We start from the raw sequence: 17,930 nt of genomic DNA, 5'->3' as shown, positions 1-17,930 counted from the left end.
TTATCGATTCATCCAGGGATAAGTTCATTGACAGAGCCGTTGTATGACGGCTCTGTTTTTGGAGAGAGGCCTTTTCGGGCATTCCGTAATGCATGTCATTGCAGGGACGTGTATTGCGGTGTACCCGAACGGGGGACAGAAAAGGAAGAGAAGAAAGACAGGAAGAGTAAAAGGAGGGTGAAGACTTGGGCGAGACTACAGAGTATGCTGTGAAAATGCATCACGTCACCAAAACATTTGGAAAGGTCGTTGCCAACAAGGATGTTGACCTGGAGCTGAAGAACGGAGAGATACTGGCGCTCCTTGGTGAAAATGGGAGCGGTAAAACGACGCTGATGAATATGCTTTCAGGGATTTATTTCCCGGATCATGGGGAAATCAGTATCCACGGCACACAGGTGACAATCCGTTCGCCGAGGGATGCGTTTGGACTGGGAATCGGAATGATCCACCAGCATTTTAAACTGGTAGATGTTCTGACGGCCGCGGAAAACATCGTGCTGGGACTTGACGGGAAGGCGGTGCTGAACCGGAAAGAAGTAAATAAAAAGGTGGCGGAGATTGCATCCAGATATGGGTTTGAGATCGATCCTGCCAAGAAGATTTATAACATGGCCGTCTCAGAGAAACAGACGGTTGAAATTCTGAAGGTTTTGTACAGAGGGGCAGATATCCTGATTCTGGATGAGCCTACGGCAGTACTGACGCCGCAGGAGACGGAGAAGCTTTTCGCGGTGCTGCGTAACATGAAAAAGGATGGCAAATCCATCATCATTATTACGCATAAGCTGCATGAGGTGCTGGCGATATCCGACCGTGTGGCGATACTTCGCAAGGGGGAATACATAGGTGCTGTTGAGACAGCAAAGACAAACCAGGCGGAGCTGACGGAGATGATGGTAGGGCGTCCGGTCAGTCTGGAGATCGACAGACCGAAGCAGGAGCGGGGCATTGAGCGTCTTCAGGTCATTGACCTGACCTGCCTGAATGGTGAGGGCGTCAAGGCGCTGGACAATGTCTCTTTCTCGGCGTATGGAGGTGAGATACTGGGTGTTGCCGGAATTGCTGGCAGCGGCCAAAAAGAACTCTGTGAGGCGATTGCCGGCCTGTATCCTGCCATCGGCGGCTCGGTGCTCTACGCGGGAGAACATAACGGAGAGCCGATCAAAGAGCGCATTCTGGGGCTCAAGCCCGACGAGATTGTAAAAAAGGGCATCTCTATGGCCTTCGTTCCTGAAGACAGGCTTGGTATGGGGCTGGTTGCCGGAATGGATATGACAGACAACGTAATGCTTCGAAGCTACAAAGATAAAAAAGGCCTTTTTGTAGATCGGAAAACACCAAAGGCAGTGGCTGAACAGCTCATTGAGGAGCTGGAGATTGTAACGCCCGGAGTAGAGACGCCTGTGGGAAGGCTTTCCGGGGGGAACGTCCAGAAGGTACTGCTGGGCAGAGAGATTGCCCTGAGCCCGTCCGTATTGATTGTGGCATATCCGGTGCGGGGGCTGGACATCAACTCTTCCTATCGGATCTATGACCTGCTGAACGAACAGAAGAAAAAGGGTGTGGCTGTTATATTTATCGGAGAAGATCTGGACGTGCTGATGGAACTCTCCGACCGCATTATGGTTCTCTGCGGAGGAAAGGTGAGCGGTATTGTAGATCCGCGCACAGTGACGAAGGAAGATATCGGCCTGATGATGATCCATGTGGGGGAAGAGAAAAACGGCCCGAAGAGCAGTGACGAGGAAAGTGCCGGCGGACATCCAGCCGGTGAAAATAAGGATGAGACTACAAAAGAGGAGGCAGGGGTATGAGCAGTAAGCAGACACAGGTAAAAGAACCACTGATCCGTATGGTGAAAAGAGGTTCTATTTCACAGCAGAAGGCCTGGGGAATCCGTGCGGCCGCTTTTCTTCTGTCGCTTGTGACCGGGGGGCTTTTAATCCTGGTTCTCGGACATAACCCGCTTGCTGTATATAAGGCAATGGTAATCGGATCCTGGGGTTCCAGAACTGTAATCCATGAGACCGTAAAACTTGCGGTTCCGCTTCTGATCACGGCAATCGGTATTTCCTTTGCGTTTAAAATGAAGTTCTGGAATATCGGGGCAGAGGGGCAGATCCTTGTGGGGGCAGTTGCAGCGGGTGCGTTTGGATTGTTCACCGCGCATATCTTCCCAAAGATTCCGCTTGTGATTCTGATGCTTCTGGCAGGTATGGCAGCTGGCGGCCTTTACGGTCTGCTTCCGGCAGTCTGTAAGGCAAAATGGGGAACCAATGAGACACTGTTTACCCTGATGCTGAACTATATCGCACTTGCATTTATTAAATATCTGATGAATGGCCCGTGGAAAGCGCCGGGAAGCAGTTTTCCGAAGATTGCCATGCTGGTGCAGGGCGCAAGGCTGAAAAAGGTACTGGGCGTCCACTGGGGCTGGATTCTGGCACTGGTTCTGGTTGTCCTGGCATTCATCTATTTCAATAAGACGAAGCAGGGCTATGAGATTGCTGTTGTGGGACAGAGCAATAACACGGCGAGATATGCGGGAATCAACGTCAGCAAAGTTTTTATCCGCACTATGTTTTTATCCGGTGCAATGTGCGGCCTCGTAGGAATGCTCCAGTTTGCGGGCGCAGATTACACGATAACGGAAGGAACCGCAGGCGGTGTCGGATTCACTGCGATCACGGTGGCATGGCTGGCAAAGATGAACCCCTTTGGAATGCTTGTGGTTTCCGTATTTATCGCCATGCTTGAGAGGGGATCCAATACCATTCAGACGAATTTTAAGATACCGGCTTCAGCTTCGGATCTGTTGATCGGAATCATCCTTTTCTTCATGCTTGGATGCGAGTTCTTTATTACATACCGTCTGATATTCAGAGGAAAGGAGGAACAGCATGCTTAGTACATTAAACAGTTTATTCATTGCGGCAGTACTGGCAGGTACACCGCTGCTGCTGGGGGCGCTGGGGGAAATCCTGACTGAAAAATCAGGAAACATGAACCTCGGTGTGGAAGGCATGATGTTCATGGGGGCGATTACCGGTCTGGCAGGCTCTTACTATTACGAGCAGGCCGTGGCAAAATCCGGCGGCAGTGTCAGCGGGACGGTATCTGCATTGATTGCGCTTTTGGTGTCATTTATAGCGGGAGCCTTTGGAGCGCTGATCTACGCGTTCCTCACCATTTCTCTGCGTGCGAACCAGAACGTAACCGGTCTGACGCTGACCATCTTCGGTACAGGTTTCGGCAACTTTTTTGGGGAATACATCGGACAAAAGGCCGGTGGATATGTAGCAGTAAGCGGTACCACAAAAGCAGCTTTTTCAAGGCTGCATATACCGGTGCTGTCTGATATCCCGATTATAGGCAAGCTGTTATTCGAATATAACTGGCTGGTATATTTTGCAGTGATCCTGGCCATATTTATGGCATGGTTCTTTAACAAATCCCGTGTGGGCCTGAACCTCAGAGCAATTGGGGAAGATCCGGCCACAGCCGATGCGGCGGGAATCAATATTACAAAATACAAGTATATTGCAACCGTAGTGGGCGGTGGAATTTGTGGAATCGGCGGTATGTACATGAGCATGGTTACCACATCCGGCGTCTGGGTACACGGATGTGTCAGCGGCTACGGCTGGCTCGCTGTTGCCCTTGTAATTTTTGCGACATGGAGACCTGCAAAAGGAATATTAGTTGCACTGATATTCGGGGGCCTGACAATCATGCGTATGTACGTAAATATCCCGGGACTCCCGGCACAGATCTATGACATGCTGCCATATGTGGCAACAATCGTGGTTCTGGTAGTCACAAGCATGCGCCAGAGCAAAGAGCATGCACAGCCGAAGAGCTGCGGCCTAAATTACTTCCGGGAGGAGCGGTAGTGACGGTGATCGCGGTGGGGACGCTGTGAAAAACCGCGGAGAAGCGGCTGCTGCCGGAAACGGGAACAGGGGGGCTGGAAACGGTATACGGCGGTAAGCTGGAGTAAAGCAAAAAGGAAGGAAAACCAGGGCAAACCTGGCCACATCACCTAAAGCCTTGATGGCTTTAGGCGCTGGGGCCAGGGAGATATGTGATTTGTGATCACATATCTCACCCTAGTTTTCCTTCCTTTTTACTTAACTCCAGCTAATCGCCGTAAAGACGCTTCCAGCCCCCCTGTCCCCGTTTCCGGCAGCATCCGCTTCTCCGCGGTTTTTCACAGCTGGGTGCATCCGGGCGGAAATGAACGGCACTTAGCGAGGCTCTGATGGGGGAGGTGGATGGAATTGAACTTACGATAAGATTGGGGAGGATAAGTATATAAAGAATCTTAACCATCATAAGCCAAATTCGCTTCTTCATTCCCTCTCCGCGCAGGCGCCCGACACTCTAAATAACCTTAAACAGCCAATAAATAATCCCCAAAGCCCAGCTCGTGAATATCCCATAAAGTATCACCGGCCCCGCGATGGTAAAGATCTTACACCCAATCCCGAAGACTTGCCCTTCTTTTTTATATTCAATAGCAGGTGATGCAACAGAGTTGGCGAATCCTGTGATAGGAACCAGGGCTCCGGCTCCGCCCCATTTTGCGATTTTAGGATAGATATTGATTCCGGTAAGTATAACGCTGAGCAGAACCAGGAGCAGGGAAGTCCAGCTGCCGCATTCGTCCTTGGATAAGCTCTGAAGTTCACAGTAATTGTAGATGAACTGCCCGACCGTGCAGATGATTCCTCCCGTAACAAAAGCTTTTGCCATATTAACATAAACATTGTGAACAGGAGTTTTTTGTTTTACATAATCCTGGTACTGCTTTTCCTGCTTCATTTTTTCTACTTTATCCATATCTGTTTCTCCTTTAAACACTAGATTGAGATTAGTATTTGGAAAATAAGATAGAATATACCAGCAAAATTGGTTCTGTTTATTTTTTATAACTATGAGCACTTAGTGGCCGATTTTTTGGCCACTTATGTGTGATGCATAAAAAATAGTCGGCTAGGTTTTTTCGCGCCTTACTATTTTTTATAGTTTTTCTCTTTGCTTTGTAAATCTTTTTACGGAAACCAGATAACTTACTGCAACCATTATGATATCAAGCAAAACAGCAATAATCCAGAAGATAAATGGATGCTTACCGGTTAAAAACGGTATTATAATATCATACAAATCGGTCAGTGTGATGATCAGAAAAAGTCCGACCGGGAGAATCACCGTGAGCAGATAAATGATGGAGGCTGCGTTCAGACCAGTGATGAAGCTGGATAATAGATTGACACTGGTGATAAATACGGCGCTCAGCCAGCCGCCTAAAAATAAAAGAGCGTAAGTCTTCCAGGAGATGCTGTCTGTGATAGCGTGATGCAGGATACAGAACAGGAGCATTTCGGCCAGGTACAGGAGATGGCAGGAAAATGCGGCCTGAAACCGCGCTGTAACGATATCCCTCTGTGTATAAGGCATGAGCCTTGCAGACATCATTCCCTTGTAATTGGTATCCAGATCCTTCATCGTTGCCGGTAACCCTGACATGCTGATGGGCGAGGCAATCACCAGGAAAGTAATGGCGCCGTAAATATTTCTCAGCACGAGCAGGAAAAATAAAAAGTATACGGCTTCCATAATATAGGTTACTTTTGTATTCTTTCTATAAAACGTAAGCAGATCTCTGTAAACTAATCCTGACATGTGATAACCCCCTTAATATAGAAAAGCATAATGTCTTCAATGGTTGCGCGTTCGATGACCAGATCCGAAAAATGGGATAGCAGCTCCTGTTTGCTGCGGACCAGGACCTGTACGGAGTAATCGCCCTTTATATAAGCCTGATAATCATCCGGCGAAAGCGCTTCGAAAAAGCTGCTGCTGCAGTTCAACACCCCGTATTGGTTATCAATTTCCTCTTTTGACTTCATGAACCGAATCCTGCCTTCATGCATGAAGATGATATAATCCGCGATTTTATCCAGGTCACTCGTGATATGGGATGAGATCAGGACAGAATGATTTTCATCCAGAACAAAATCCTGAAGAAGATCCAGGATTTCGTCTCTCATCACCGGATCCAGCCCGGATGTTGCCTCATCAAGAATCAAAAACTCGGGATTGTGGGATAAAGCAATTGCGAAGTTCAGCTTTACGTTCATACCCTTTGATAATTCCTTTATTTTTTTGTCTGCGGGAAGGTGGAATCTGTCCAGGTATTCTTTAAAAAGACTGCTGTCCCAGTGTGTATAAGAACGCTTCATAATGGCGTCAATATCGCCGCAGTAAAGGTGCGGAACCTGGTGCAGCTCATCCAGGACGGCTCCGACCTTCTGTTTAATCTCACGCTCCTGTTTTCTAAAATCCATATCCAATACACGTATATCACCGCTTTCAATGGAGATCATATTCAAGATGGCGGAAATTGTAGTTGATTTGCCGGCGCCGTTCTCCCCGATCAGGCCGACGATCATCCCCTTGGGAATCGTAAAAGACACATCATCCAGTTTGAAATCCTTATATGTTTTCGTTAGATGGCTTACGCTTAATATATGATCCGTAAAATATTCCATAAATCAGTCCTCCTTGTAAAATAATTCAAGAATATGAATGAGCTGTGACAGCGGGATACCGTTGCACCTTGCTATCCCGGCAGCTTCTTTGAGCTTTTCTTCCGCAATCCGCAGCTGTTCTTCTCTAATAAAATCTTTGTTCCGGGCAGAGACGAAGGTTCCTTTCCCGGGAATTGTTTCTATAAATCCATCCCTCTGAAGATCTTCGTAAGCATGCTGAGCGGTGATAACGCTGATGTGCAGGCTCTTAGCAAGCATACGCATAGAAGGAAGGGCATCCCCGGCCTTGAGCTGTCCGCTCATAATCATCCCTTTAATCTGGGATGTAATCTGCTCATAGATAGGCTTCCCCCCGCTGCTGCTGAGAATAATATCCAAATGTAATCCCTCCTTCCCGTAGAACATCGTATAATCATTAACAACTATTTATTTTAGAAACATTGCGCAGCCAAACATGTACTCAACTGTACTTACTGTATAAGTACAATATATACAAAAAGTATAATTTTGTCAATAATTTATTTTAAAAACTACCCACAGCTAAAAAAGCCCCCATCCCTATCCCATCCGCAGTTCCGGTCAGCACCGCCAAAATCCGAGTGCATCCCTTCCGACCGGATGCACCAGCTTACCGTGAGCCGGGAGATGCTGCGGGAAGTGCCTGTCCTGTTGGAAATGCATATGAGCGAGCTTAGCAGCAGTTAGAGGAAATCCGCAGAATCAGCCGGAAAAAAGCTGCTCCCGAAGCAGCTTTTTAGAACACCTGAGGCGCTTAATCATCAGATTAAGCGGTGAATGTGTTTGGTTCCGGCTGATTCTGCGGATTTCCTCTTACTGCTGCTTAGCACAGCGGGCTGTATTTCCAACAGGACAGGCACTTCCCGCAGCATCTCCCGGCTCACGGTAAGCGTCCCAATGAATAATATGGAAAAACCCTGGCATACTAATCATAAAAATCCAAGCAAATTATAAATGGAAACGAGGGAAAGAGATGAATCAGGTAAAAGGCAGCCAGAGCATCGGCTTTGGAGAATCTCCTTATCTTATCAGCAGCGGCTCCGTAGTCGGAAGTAAGGAAGCGGAAGGGCCGCTTGCAAAATTATTTGATATGACAAACCAGGATGATCTTTTCGGGGCAAAGACCTGGGAAGAGGCAGAGAGCAATATGCAGAAAGAGGCGTGCGTACTGGCATTGGGTAAAGCACATGTACCGCCGGAAAATGTGCGGTATCTGTTTGGAGGCGACCTTCTGCGTCAGGGGATTGCAACTTCTATGGGGGTTGAGGCGCTGCAGATTCCTATGTTCGGACTGTACGGAGCATGTTCCACTTCAGGAGAAGCGCTGGCACTCAGCGCGATGAGCGTAGCAGCAGGGTATGGGGACTATATGCTGGCTGTCACATCCAGCCATTTCGGGAGCGCAGAAAAAGAATTCCGTTTTCCTTTGGGGTATGCGAACCAACGGCCATTATCTGCGCATTGGACTGTGACAGGGAGCGGTGCATTTCTGGTGGGTACCGAAAAAAGCCATATCCGCATCAGCGGGGTAACCGTAGGTAAAATTGTGGATTATGGGCTAAAAGATTCCCAGAATATGGGAGCATGTATGGCGCCGGCCGCGGCGGACACCATTGCACAGAACCTGCAGGATTTTGGGAGAAAAGTGGAAGATTACGACAGAATTATTACCGGAGACCTGGGGTACGTGGGGCAGGATATTCTGTTCGACCTGATGCAGGGAAAAGGCTATGATATTAAGACAAAACATATGGACTGCGGCATGACAATCTATGACCAGCAGGCCCAGGATACCCATGCAGGGGGAAGCGGGTGCGGGTGTGCGGCAGTCACTCTGGCGGCCTATATTCTGCCGAAGGTGAAAAAAGGGGAGTGGAAGCGGATTCTGTTTGTTCCTACAGGTGCACTGATGTCCACCGTCAGTTTTAACGAGGGAGCCAGCGTGCCCGGTATTGCACATGCCATTGTGCTGGAACATTGTTAGTTTAAAAGAAGCAGGGTTGTAAATTTAAAAATTACGCCCTCAAAGGAGGTTCTTATGGATTATTTAAAAGCATTTTTAATAGGCGGTATCATCTGTGCAGTGGTGCAGATTCTGTTGGACCGTACAAAACTTATGCCGGGAAGGATCATGGTACTTCTTGTATGCAGCGGTGCTGTTCTGGGGTTCCTTAATATATACGAGCCATTCCAGAAATTTGCAGGTGCAGGGGCAAGCGTTCCGCTGCTTGGTTTTGGCAATGTTCTCTGGCAGGGCGTGAAGGAAGCGGTAGATAAAAATGGATTTCTGGGAATATTTATGGGCGGTTTCAAGGCAAGCGCCGTTGGAATCTCGGCAGCCTTGATTTTTGGGTATATTGCATCCTTTATTTTCGAGCCGCGGATGAAAAAATAAAATCCATATAAAATATATGTAAAATTATGTTGTTTTTTGTAAATGATAATGTTATCGTAATAATGCGGGAAAATTTCAAATAGCAGTATATTTTTAGGAGGAAACGTATGAATTACGTAAGCATTATTATCCCTTTTGTCGGGGGCCTTGGCATGTTCATATATGGAATGCAGATTATGGCCCAGGGGCTTGAAAATGCCGCCGGCAGTAAGATGAAGACATTATTGGAAGCACTGACAAAGAATAAGTTTTTTGGTGTTCTGCTCGGTGCTTTTATTACGGCCGTTATTCAGAGCTCTTCGGCGACGACGGTTATGGTTGTCGGTTTTGTGAATGCGGGGATTATGAACCTGACCCAGGCAATGGGAGTGATTATGGGGGCCAATATCGGTACAACCGTTACCGGCTGGCTTGTATCCAGTGTGGAGTGGGCGAAGTTTTTAAGCCCCGGCAATCTGGCTCCGATCGCCATTATGCTTGGTGTGATCGTAATGCTGACAGGGACCAGGCGTTCGACAAAGGATGTCTCCAGCATTATCATAGGATTTGGTCTGTTGTTTGTCGGTATTACGACGATGTCATCGGCAGTCTCTCCGCTGCAGGAATCAGAAGGATTCCGCAATATCTTTGTGACACTTGGACACAATCCGTTTCTTGGGATTATTGCAGGAGCGGTGGTCACGGCCATTATTCAAAGTTCTTCTGCATCTGTCGGTATTCTGCAGAGCCTTGCGGCGGCGGGGCTGGTTCCGTTCAATGCTGCGGTTTACATTATTATGGGACAGAACATCGGTACCTGTGTAACAGCTATCATGTCCAGTATCGGTGCAAAAAAGACGGCGAAGACAGCAGCGGTTATGCACCTTTTATTTAATATTATAGGAACCGTGCTCTTTAGTGTTGTTGCGATCGTATTTTTCAAGGTCATCTACCCGAATGCGGGAGGCGGCATTATCACACAGACAGAGATCAGTACGGTGCATACAATCTTTAATATTGGGACAACTGTCCTTCTCTTCCCGGTTTCTGACTGGATCATTAAACTGGCCAAGAAGATGGAAAAGGAAGACGACAGAGAGGTGGACCAGAGCCGTGTACTTTTGGACGACAGAATCCTGGAGACACCTGGGATTGCACTGCAGTCAGCAGTCAGCGAGGTTGTCCGTATGGGAACCATCGTAAAGGGGACATTGGAAAAGTCCAGGAATGTTATGTTTACAAAAGACTATCAGGAGATTCTGGATATTAAAGAGGAAGAAAATGTGGTGGACAGGCTGTGCAGCGGCATCACTGATTATGTCATCAAGATCAGCGCACTGTCCATTAATGAGAAAGAGCACCAGCACATTGCGAGTATCCTGCAGACCCTGTCAGATATTGAGAGAATCAGTGATTACTGCGAAAATATTTCGGAATTTGCTGAGACACTGCAGGAAAGAAAGGCAGAATTTTCCGAAATCGGTACTGCCGAGCTCAGAGAGATGATCAATGTCTGTATCGACAGCTACGTGTATGCAATCGAGGCATTTGAGGAAAACAGCAAAGAGAAGGCTATGAAGGTGATAGAGAAAGAGAGCCAGGCTGATGATCTGGAGATCCGCCTGCGCAGCGAGCATATGAAACGTCTGGCCACGAACCAGTGCAATACGGATGCGGGAATTGTATATCTGGATGCACTTGTGTGTCTGGAACGTATCTCTGACCACTCCAGAAACATTGCAGAAGAAGTACTTACAGTAGCAAATTAATCTACAGGGACGGCTGCACGAACCGCTGAATGCGGTGAGTCGGCAGTCCTTTAGAGTAACAGTTCAGGCATGTCTGACCTGTTACTCTTTCTATCAAAAAGGCCCGGCAAAACTACGCCGGGTCTTCTGTTATCTGCGTTTAAGGTTTCAGTGCTTCGTCCAGCATTGCCGCTATATTTTCCGGCGGAACATCATCGAGAATCGTTCCCTGGCTCGGTGAGAGAACCAGTCCGGTTGGAAAGATTTCACGAAGTTGTCGTACCTTAGCCCTGACTTCCTCGGGGGTGCCGTTAGGAAGCAGTTCCTGTATATCTATTCCACCGCAGAAAGAGACGCTTTCCCCATAGGTATCTTTAATCCGGCTTGGATCCATTCCAACGGCTGTAGCCTGCAGCGGATGGATAAAATCGGCTCCCGCTTCAATGAGTTCCGGCATAGCGTCGAATATGGCTCCGCAGGAGTGATAGATGACTTTGACTCCATAGCTGTGGGCCTGCTCAATAATCTTTTTAGCTCCCGGCATAACAAAATCATGAATCATTTCCCGGGAGAGCATAAGCCCCTGCTGGCTTCCAAAGTCATTGGCAATAATAATGGCATCCAGCATTCCCTTTGTGGACTCAAAAACCACTTCATTAGCTTTCAAGTAGAAATCCACAATTTTATCGTCCACAGCCATGTAAATCTCCGGATTGCTGACCATATTCATCAGCGCAGTCTCCATGCCGAATGCGGCGCATGTATCCTGAAAATGTGCGCTCCATACCTGTGCTAGGGTGGCGCGGCCATCCGGAGCCATTGCACAGCGGCGTCTTACTTCCTCCGCATCAATATACTTTCTTGGGTCCGGCCAGTCGAAAAAATCCAGATCCGATATCTCCTGCGCAGTTTTAAAGCAGCCGTCGGCCGTCAGGGTCCGGTGGTCCGGATCTACGTTCGAGCCATTTCTGTACCAGTCGAAAGCGGCTGCTATGCTGGTAGCGTAACCTGAATCATAAGGAATATCAAAAGCATACACATCATCGCCTGCTTTGACCTGCAGCTCGTGCCAGTTGGATACGCCGAAATACCGGCATAGGATATTCATTTCCTCTCCGATCGGTGCACTCATCCATATGGGGGGTCTGTCTAAAGGCTGCCTTGCTGCGGCAGCAAGAAAACGTTCTTTTCCTGTCATTTTTAAATCTCCTTTCGTTAGAGTACGGAACTCCTTTAAACTAATATTAAAAAAAATCCAGGCTGTATACAAGACACTGGAAAATATTGAAATAGTATGAGAGTATTATTTCTCGGTAAGAAATTGACGTGATTTCCATTATTATTTATAATAAGATAGTACAAAAATTAAAATGAGCCAAAGACAGGAGATGAGGCTGTGGAATATATAAAAGATGCCCCTTTTGCAAATATATTTGTATGTAACGGCGATATAGATTTTCATGACTATTATTATATATCGCCATTTAAGGAGATCGAGGACAGCATTTATTATTGTGTCAACAGAACGGGAATTGAATCCCGGGTACCCAGTCTGTTCTTTGTAGAACGGGACAGTACCATGAGCTGCTGCGAGGTGTTCTGCATTTTTTCTGGAAAGGGAAAGCTGACTTTCCGGGGCAATACTTACGAGTTGGGTAAAAACCAAGTGATTGTACTTCCTGCTGGGGAAGAACATTCTTATGGAAGTGATGAGGCGGAGCCGCTTGGAATGTCATGGGTAGAATTCTATGGGGGCGACAGCAGAAGGCTGACGCGCCATATCGTAGACACACAGGGCCCTGTGATCGAAGGAATGATATTTTCAGATGCGTCCGCAGCATTGGGAATATTACAGCAGAAACTAATGATTGATGAGCGGCAGAATGTCTCCCTGGAGATCTACAGCCTGCTGCTGGAAATATTAAAAAATGAGAGACGCTACGCAATGGTCGAGATTTCCCAGGATGTAAAAGCCAACTTCTCCCGCGTAGAGGCTTACATAGACGCCCATCTAAGGGATGGGATTACAAACAGCCAACTGGCGGATGTCTGTGGGATCAGCCTTCCCTATTTTATCAAACAGTTCAAAGCCATTTACCGGATGACACCCCAGGAATTCGTTATGAACAGAAGGCTGAGGAAAGGCAGACAGATGCTGATGCAGACTGGACTGCCGGTCGACGAAATCTCGGAAATGCTGGGCTTTTGCAATACAAGCCATTTCATACGCCGCTTCAGAGAAAAAGAAAAAATGACTCCGGCGCAGTACAGGGGGGCTTATCGGATTGGGTAGAATCTGCTTCGGAAGCAGATTCTACCCATGTGGGCGTCCGATTTTGCAATTCTATGGTTTAATTGGATATCATGGGGTTTAATTTGTTATATAGCCGTAAGGTCTTGGCTTCGTTTGTAATCTCCAAAAGAATTGTCTGTTTGAAATCGTAAAAGATTATCATAAAGTAACGGTGTTTATCACCATCACCAATCAGATCCCGGAGGGCTTCTATTACTATCCCATTGACCACTATTTCACCGTGAACATTTATTTTTTTATTTATAATCTGGGCTTCCGAACCGATGTAGATATTTTTAATTCTGCATGCTGGCAGCGTATATGTTAGTGTATCACTGCCCCTGTCTTTTACTGTCAGAACTTGTCCGGATATACCCAGTGTCACTGTTGTTCCCCTGCTGACTGACGGTATTCCATCTAACATAATAAAATCTGCCTCTGGATCTTTATTGCTGCTGCTGAATAATCCCATAATATTTTCCTCCTTAAAGTTCAATTGAGAAAGACCGCTGCCCGTTATTTGAGTATCTCCAATTGTTATTTCTCAAATGTTTTGTTTTTTGATTTTCTTTATTATATAATACAACGCGCTATATGTCAGCGCAATTCGTTCACTGAATAATTTTTTTACTGTCATGCACTTAACAAGGATTTAACATTATGATGATTTCAAATTTTACATTGATTTTATATGATTGCATTGTGAAGAAAATGGTTCAAGTAAATGTCGGGTATTCGCCCGAAGATTAATTTAAGATGTAAAGGAGAATTGTGAAATGAGAATGAAAAAGTTTATTGCAGTTTTATCTATGGTTAGTATGCTGGCAGTTGCGGCAACAGGATGCGGCAGCGACAGCAAGGCGGGAGATACTGCCGAGGCAAATGCAGATACAAAGACGGAGCAGGAGAGTGCTTCCTGGGACAGCTCCTATGATATTACAATTGTATCCCGTGAGGATGGTTCTGGTACAAGAGGCGCGTTTATCGAGCTATTCGGGATCGAAGAAAAAAATGGCGATGAAAAGGTTGATATGACAACGGAGGAGGCGCAGATTACAAACAGCACTTCCGTTATGATGACGACAGTAGCAGGCGACGAGTACGCGATCGGATATATTTCACTCGGATCACTGGACGACAGTGTGAAGGCCTTAAAAATCGACGGTGCAGAGGCAACCGCTGAAAATGTAAAATCTGGTACATATAAAGTATCCAGACCGTTTAACATTGCAACCAAGGAAAACCTGGACAACGAAGTGGCAAAAGATTTTGTTAACTTCATTATGAGCGAGGAAGGGCAGGCCGTTGTAGAAGAAAATCACTATATTGCAGTGGATGATGTAAAACCTTTTGAGGGTACAAGTCCGTCAGGAAAGGCGGTAGTCGGCGGTTCATCTTCCATCTCTCCGGTAATGGAAAAGCTGATCGAGGCATACAAGGCTGTCAATGCAAATGCCGAAATCGAACTTCAGACAACGGATTCTACGACAGGAATGACATCTGCGATTGACGGAAGCTACGATATCGGAATGGCATCGAGAGAGCTGAAAGATACGGAACTGTCAGAGGGGCTTCAGGCGACTGTGATTGCAACAGACGGAATTGCAGTGATTGTGAACAAAAACAGCACAGTAGATGAGCTGAGCAGTGACCAGGTAAAAGCAATCTATACCGGTGAGGCAGTCACCTGGGATGACGTGATTGAATAAAGCTCAGAAACCTGACCAGGAAGAGGGAATTGAATCGATGAAATCAAAAGCATGGAATGAGAAATTCATGCAGGGAGTATTCTTCATTGCCGCCTGTGCTTCGGTGCTGGCGGTAGCTCTCATTTGTGTCTTTTTATTTGCAAATGGAGTCCCTGCGATGAAAGAGATCGGATTTGTAAAATTTATCACCGGGGAAATGTGGAAGCCGAACAATGATATATACGGCATCCTTCCCATGATCGTCGGCAGTATTTATGTGACGGCAGGAGCAATCATTGTGGGCGTGCCCATAGGGATTCTGACCTCCGTATTTATGGCAATGTACTGTCCGAAAAAGATTTACCGGCCGCTGAAGGCGGCAACAGAACTTCTGGCTGGTATCCCTTCTGTTGTATATGGATTTTTCGGGCTGGTTGTCCTGGTTCCCTGGGTAAGAGAACTTGGAAGAACATGGCGTGATATGGGACTGACAAAAAGCAGCGGAAACGGCAGCGGTATTTTAACAGCTTCTATCCTTCTGGGAATGATGATTCTGCCTACGATTATCGGTGTGACAGAGTCTGCCATCCGTTCCGTGCCGCAGCAGTATTATGAAGGCGCGCTGGCGCTGGGGGCCACCCATGAAAGAAGCATATTCCGGGTGATCATGCCGGCGGCAAAATCCGGGGTAATTGCAGGAATTGTCCTGGGAATCGGCCGTGCGATCGGAGAGACAATGGCCGTGATCATGGTGGCAGGTAATCAGGCCAGAATGCCTGCAGGCCTCCTGAAGGGTGTCAGGACTCTGACAGCCAATATCGTGATTGAGATGGGGTATGCCGCAGAGTTACACAGAGAAGCGCTGATTGCAACGGGTGTGGTTCTGTTTGTATTTATCCTGATTATCAACTTCAGTGTAGCATTATTAAATAGGAGGTCCGGCCGTGAGTAATCAAACAACATTTCGACAAAAAATGAAAACCTATCTGCATCATCCGGGTTCCTTTATCATGATGCTTCTGGTTTTGCTGGGTGCCGTCGTTACTTTTACAGTACTTATCTTCCTGATCATTTATATATTGGTGCACGGTGTTCCCTATATTAAGCCTTCTTTATTTTCCTTTACCTACACTTCGGACAATGCATCTTTGATGCCGGCGCTGGTGAATACGGTGACCATGACGCTGCTGTCACTGGTTGTAGCCGTTCCCCTGGGGATTTTCGCTGCAATCTTCCTGGTAGAGTATGCGAAAAGAGGCAACAAATTTATGGGAATCATCCGCCTCACAACAGAGACATTATCCGGCATTCCGTCAATCGTATACGGACTGTTTGGAATGCTGTTCTTTGTAAATACGCTGGACTGGGGCTTTTCCCTACTGGCAGGTGCATTTACTCTGGCCATTATGATTCTCCCGCTGATCATGCGCACGACGGAAGAGGCCCTGAAAGCAGTGCCGGATACTTTCCGCGAGGGGAGCTTCGGCCTTGGGGCAGGAAAGCTCAGAACCGTGTTCCGGATCGTGCTTCCGTCCGCCATACCGGGCATCCTTGCAGGTGTGATCCTTGCAATCGGCAGAATTGTCGGAGAGACAGCGGCGCTGATGTATACGGCAGGAACCGTGGCAAATATACCATCCAGCGTGATGGGGTCCGGAAGGACCCTGGCCGTGCATATGTATAACCTGGCAAGCGAGGGGCTTTATATGGATCAGGCTTACGCCACAGCAGTGGTTCTGCTGCTTCTGGTCGTGGGTATCAATGCATTATCCAGTGTGATAGCCAGGCGTTTAACAAAAGCATAAAGAAAGGAATCAGATATGGGAAAAATAAGTATCAAAAATCTGGATTTGTATTACGAAGATTTCAAAGCCCTGAAGGATGTAAACCTGGAGATAGAAGCGAATAAAATCACAGCATTTATCGGGCCCAGCGGCTGCGGTAAATCGACGTTGTTAAAGTCCATTAACCGGATGAACGATCTGGTTGAGGGCTGCCGTATTGAAGGGGAGATCCTGCTGGACGGTGAAAATATATTCCGGGGAATGGATGTGAACCTGCTGCGTAAACGTGTGGGTATGGTGTTTCAGAAGCCGAATCCGTTTCCGATGAGCATATACGACAACATTGCATTTGGGCCGAGGACCCACGGAATTCATTCCAAATCCCGGCTGGATGATATTGTGGAAAAGTCCCTGCGCAGCGCGGCGATCTGGGAAGAATGCAAAGACCGGCTAAGGAAAAGTGCACTGGGGATGTCCGGCGGGCAGCAGCAGCGTCTGTGTATAGCCAGGGCGCTGGCGGTGGAGCCGGAGGTTCTCCTGATGGATGAACCCACATCCGCGCTGGATCCGATTTCCACATCGAAGATAGAAGACCTTGCGATGGAACTGAAAAAAGATTATACTATAGTCATGGTAACGCATAACATGCAGCAGGCGGTGCGCGTGTCGGACAATACGGCATTTTTCCTTCTTGGCGAGGTGGTAGAATACAATGATACGGAGAGATTGTTCTCCATACCCGCGGATAAGCGGACAGAAGATTATATTACAGGGAGGTTTGGTTAAAAAATGCGGAATAGATTTGACATGCAGCTACAGTTACTGGATGAGCAGCTCACTCATATGGGAGAGCTGTGCGAGACGGCCATTGCAAAGGCGACGAAAGCGCTGGAGGAATGCGATATGGAACAGGCCAGAGCGATCATGGAGGCCGATGAAGAGATCGACCAGATGGAGAAGGATATTGAAAGACTGTGCCTGAAGCTTCTTTTACAGCAGCAGCCTGTGGCAAAGGATCTGCGCAGGATCTCGGCGGCGCTGAAGATGATCACGGATATGGAGCGCATCGGCGACCAGACGGCAGATATTGCGGAGATTGTGATATCCTCCAGGCATAATACCGCGGCTGATATCAAGGAAATCGGCATCATGGCGGCAGCAGCGAGCAGGATGGTGCGGGACAGCGTAACGGCCTATGTAACAAAGGACCTGGAACTGGCCAAGAACGTTGTGGAGGCCGACGATGCCGTAGACCATTTGTTTGACACGATCCGTGACGAACTTGTGGACTATATCCGGAAAGAAAGAGGCGAAAATGGAAAGAGAATCTTTGACCTGATTATGGTGACAAAGTATCTGGAGCGTATTGGCGACCATGCTACCAATATCGCCGAATGGGTCGAATTTTCTATCACAGGGGTCCACAGAAATGGAACGGCTCTGGGAGAAAAATTGATAAAGGAGTGAC

The 17,930-nt window shown here is 47.4% G+C and carries 18 protein-coding genes; 12 read left to right on the top strand and 6 right to left on the bottom strand.

Annotation, left to right across the window (positions count from 1 at the left end; all coding sequences use genetic code 11):
- Nucleotides 1-215 precede the first annotated feature (215 nt).
- From BN1938_RS07745 to BN1938_RS07735, 3 genes are read left to right on the top strand one after another with little or no spacing between them, the layout of a single operon-like run.
- Nucleotides 216-1,817: an ABC transporter ATP-binding protein gene (locus BN1938_RS07745; protein ID WP_050640837.1), complete on the top strand. Its 1,602-nt coding sequence runs from the start codon at nucleotides 216-218 to the stop codon at nucleotides 1,815-1,817.
- Nucleotides 1,814-2,911, top strand: a complete 1,098-nt coding sequence (locus tag BN1938_RS07740) for an ABC transporter permease (protein ID WP_025656561.1) — start codon at nucleotides 1,814-1,816, stop codon at nucleotides 2,909-2,911. Before BN1938_RS07745 ends, BN1938_RS07740 begins: the two co-directional genes overlap by 4 nt.
- Nucleotides 2,904-3,896, top strand: a complete 993-nt coding sequence (locus BN1938_RS07735) for an ABC transporter permease (protein ID WP_050640063.1) — start codon at nucleotides 2,904-2,906, stop codon at nucleotides 3,894-3,896. Before BN1938_RS07740 ends, BN1938_RS07735 begins: the two co-directional genes overlap by 8 nt.
- A gap of 490 nt (nucleotides 3,897-4,386) precedes the next feature.
- On the opposite strand, the gene spoVAC is transcribed toward BN1938_RS07735, so the two are convergent.
- The 4 genes from spoVAC to BN1938_RS07715 all read right to left on the bottom strand — a co-directional run bounded on the left by spoVAC (nucleotide 4,387) and on the right by BN1938_RS07715 (nucleotide 6,935).
- The gene (gene spoVAC, locus BN1938_RS07730; RefSeq protein ID WP_025656569.1) at nucleotides 4,387-4,845 is read right to left on the bottom strand and encodes a stage V sporulation protein AC; all 459 of its coding nucleotides are present in this window, start codon (nucleotides 4,843-4,845) and stop codon (nucleotides 4,387-4,389) included.
- Between the two features lie 180 nt (nucleotides 4,846-5,025).
- Complete coding sequence (locus BN1938_RS07725; protein ID WP_050640062.1) at nucleotides 5,026-5,688, bottom strand: ABC-2 transporter permease; 663 nt, start codon at nucleotides 5,686-5,688, stop codon at nucleotides 5,026-5,028.
- Nucleotides 5,676-6,557: an ABC transporter ATP-binding protein gene (locus BN1938_RS07720; protein ID WP_050640061.1), complete on the bottom strand. Its 882-nt coding sequence runs from the start codon at nucleotides 6,555-6,557 to the stop codon at nucleotides 5,676-5,678. Before BN1938_RS07720 ends, BN1938_RS07725 begins: the two co-directional genes overlap by 13 nt.
- Nucleotides 6,558-6,560: 3 nt before the next feature.
- Nucleotides 6,561-6,935, bottom strand: a complete 375-nt coding sequence (locus tag BN1938_RS07715) for a GntR family transcriptional regulator (RefSeq protein WP_050640060.1) — start codon at nucleotides 6,933-6,935, stop codon at nucleotides 6,561-6,563.
- Nucleotides 6,936-7,548: 613 nt separating this feature from the next.
- On the opposite strand from BN1938_RS07715, the gene BN1938_RS07710 reads away from it, so the two are divergent.
- The 3 genes from BN1938_RS07710 to BN1938_RS07700 all read left to right on the top strand — a co-directional run bounded on the left by BN1938_RS07710 (nucleotide 7,549) and on the right by BN1938_RS07700 (nucleotide 10,718).
- Nucleotides 7,549-8,559 carry a stage V sporulation protein AD gene (locus BN1938_RS07710; RefSeq protein ID WP_025656573.1) on the top strand — a complete coding sequence of 337 codons (1,011 nt, stop codon included), beginning with the start codon at nucleotides 7,549-7,551 and terminating at the stop codon, nucleotides 8,557-8,559.
- A gap of 54 nt (nucleotides 8,560-8,613) precedes the next feature.
- A complete protein-coding gene (spoVAE, locus tag BN1938_RS07705; protein WP_050640059.1) occupies nucleotides 8,614-8,970 on the top strand; it encodes a stage V sporulation protein AE in 357 nt (118 codons plus the stop codon).
- Between the two features lie 107 nt (nucleotides 8,971-9,077).
- Nucleotides 9,078-10,718 (top strand): Na/Pi cotransporter family protein, encoded by a 1,641-nt coding sequence (locus tag BN1938_RS07700; protein WP_050640058.1) that lies wholly within the window; start codon nucleotides 9,078-9,080, stop codon nucleotides 10,716-10,718.
- 139 nt (nucleotides 10,719-10,857) lie between these two features.
- Here BN1938_RS07700 and BN1938_RS07695 read toward each other — a convergent pair whose 3' ends face one another.
- Entirely contained in the window at nucleotides 10,858-11,895 is a 1,038-nt protein-coding gene (locus tag BN1938_RS07695; RefSeq protein WP_050640057.1) for a uroporphyrinogen decarboxylase family protein, read from the bottom strand.
- A 198-nt stretch (nucleotides 11,896-12,093) separates the two neighbouring features.
- On the opposite strand from BN1938_RS07695, the gene BN1938_RS07690 reads away from it, so the two are divergent.
- Entirely contained in the window at nucleotides 12,094-12,990 is an 897-nt protein-coding gene (locus BN1938_RS07690) for an AraC family transcriptional regulator (RefSeq protein ID WP_050640056.1), read from the top strand.
- Nucleotides 12,991-13,048: 58 nt separating this feature from the next.
- Here BN1938_RS07690 and BN1938_RS07685 read toward each other — a convergent pair whose 3' ends face one another.
- Nucleotides 13,049-13,462 carry a hypothetical protein gene (locus BN1938_RS07685; RefSeq protein WP_050640055.1) on the bottom strand — a complete coding sequence of 138 codons (414 nt, stop codon included), beginning with the start codon at nucleotides 13,460-13,462 and terminating at the stop codon, nucleotides 13,049-13,051.
- Nucleotides 13,463-13,772: 310 nt separating this feature from the next.
- Between BN1938_RS07685 and BN1938_RS07680 the strand changes: the two genes are divergently transcribed.
- Genes BN1938_RS07680 through phoU form a run of 5 tightly spaced genes read left to right on the top strand, consistent with a single transcriptional unit; the run spans nucleotide 13,773 to nucleotide 17,929 of the window.
- Nucleotides 13,773-14,699, top strand: coding sequence for a substrate-binding domain-containing protein (locus BN1938_RS07680; RefSeq protein ID WP_369794763.1), 927 nt, complete (start codon nucleotides 13,773-13,775; stop codon nucleotides 14,697-14,699).
- 37 nt (nucleotides 14,700-14,736) lie between these two features.
- Nucleotides 14,737-15,630 carry a phosphate ABC transporter permease subunit PstC gene (gene pstC, locus BN1938_RS07675; RefSeq protein WP_050640836.1) on the top strand — a complete coding sequence of 298 codons (894 nt, stop codon included), beginning with the start codon at nucleotides 14,737-14,739 and terminating at the stop codon, nucleotides 15,628-15,630.
- A complete protein-coding gene (pstA, locus tag BN1938_RS07670) occupies nucleotides 15,623-16,483 on the top strand; it encodes a phosphate ABC transporter permease PstA (protein WP_050640053.1) in 861 nt (286 codons plus the stop codon). Before pstC ends, pstA begins: the two co-directional genes overlap by 8 nt.
- A 15-nt stretch (nucleotides 16,484-16,498) precedes the next feature.
- On the top strand, nucleotides 16,499-17,248 hold the full coding sequence (pstB, locus tag BN1938_RS07665) for a phosphate ABC transporter ATP-binding protein PstB (RefSeq protein ID WP_050640052.1): 750 nt from the start codon (nucleotides 16,499-16,501) through the stop codon (nucleotides 17,246-17,248).
- Between the two features lie 3 nt (nucleotides 17,249-17,251).
- Nucleotides 17,252-17,929 (top strand): phosphate signaling complex protein PhoU, encoded by a 678-nt coding sequence (phoU, locus tag BN1938_RS07660; protein WP_050640051.1) that lies wholly within the window; start codon nucleotides 17,252-17,254, stop codon nucleotides 17,927-17,929.
- Nucleotide 17,930 lies beyond the last annotated feature (1 nt).

Origin of the sequence: Eubacterium sp. SB2, assembly GCF_001244405.1 — a bacterium.
In the GTDB taxonomy this organism is placed as follows: domain Bacteria; phylum Bacillota; class Clostridia; order Lachnospirales; family Lachnospiraceae; genus Faecalicatena; species Faecalicatena contortus_B.
The sequence above is the reverse complement of the archived record's forward strand: the minus strand, read 5'-3'. Positions and strand labels throughout refer to the sequence as shown.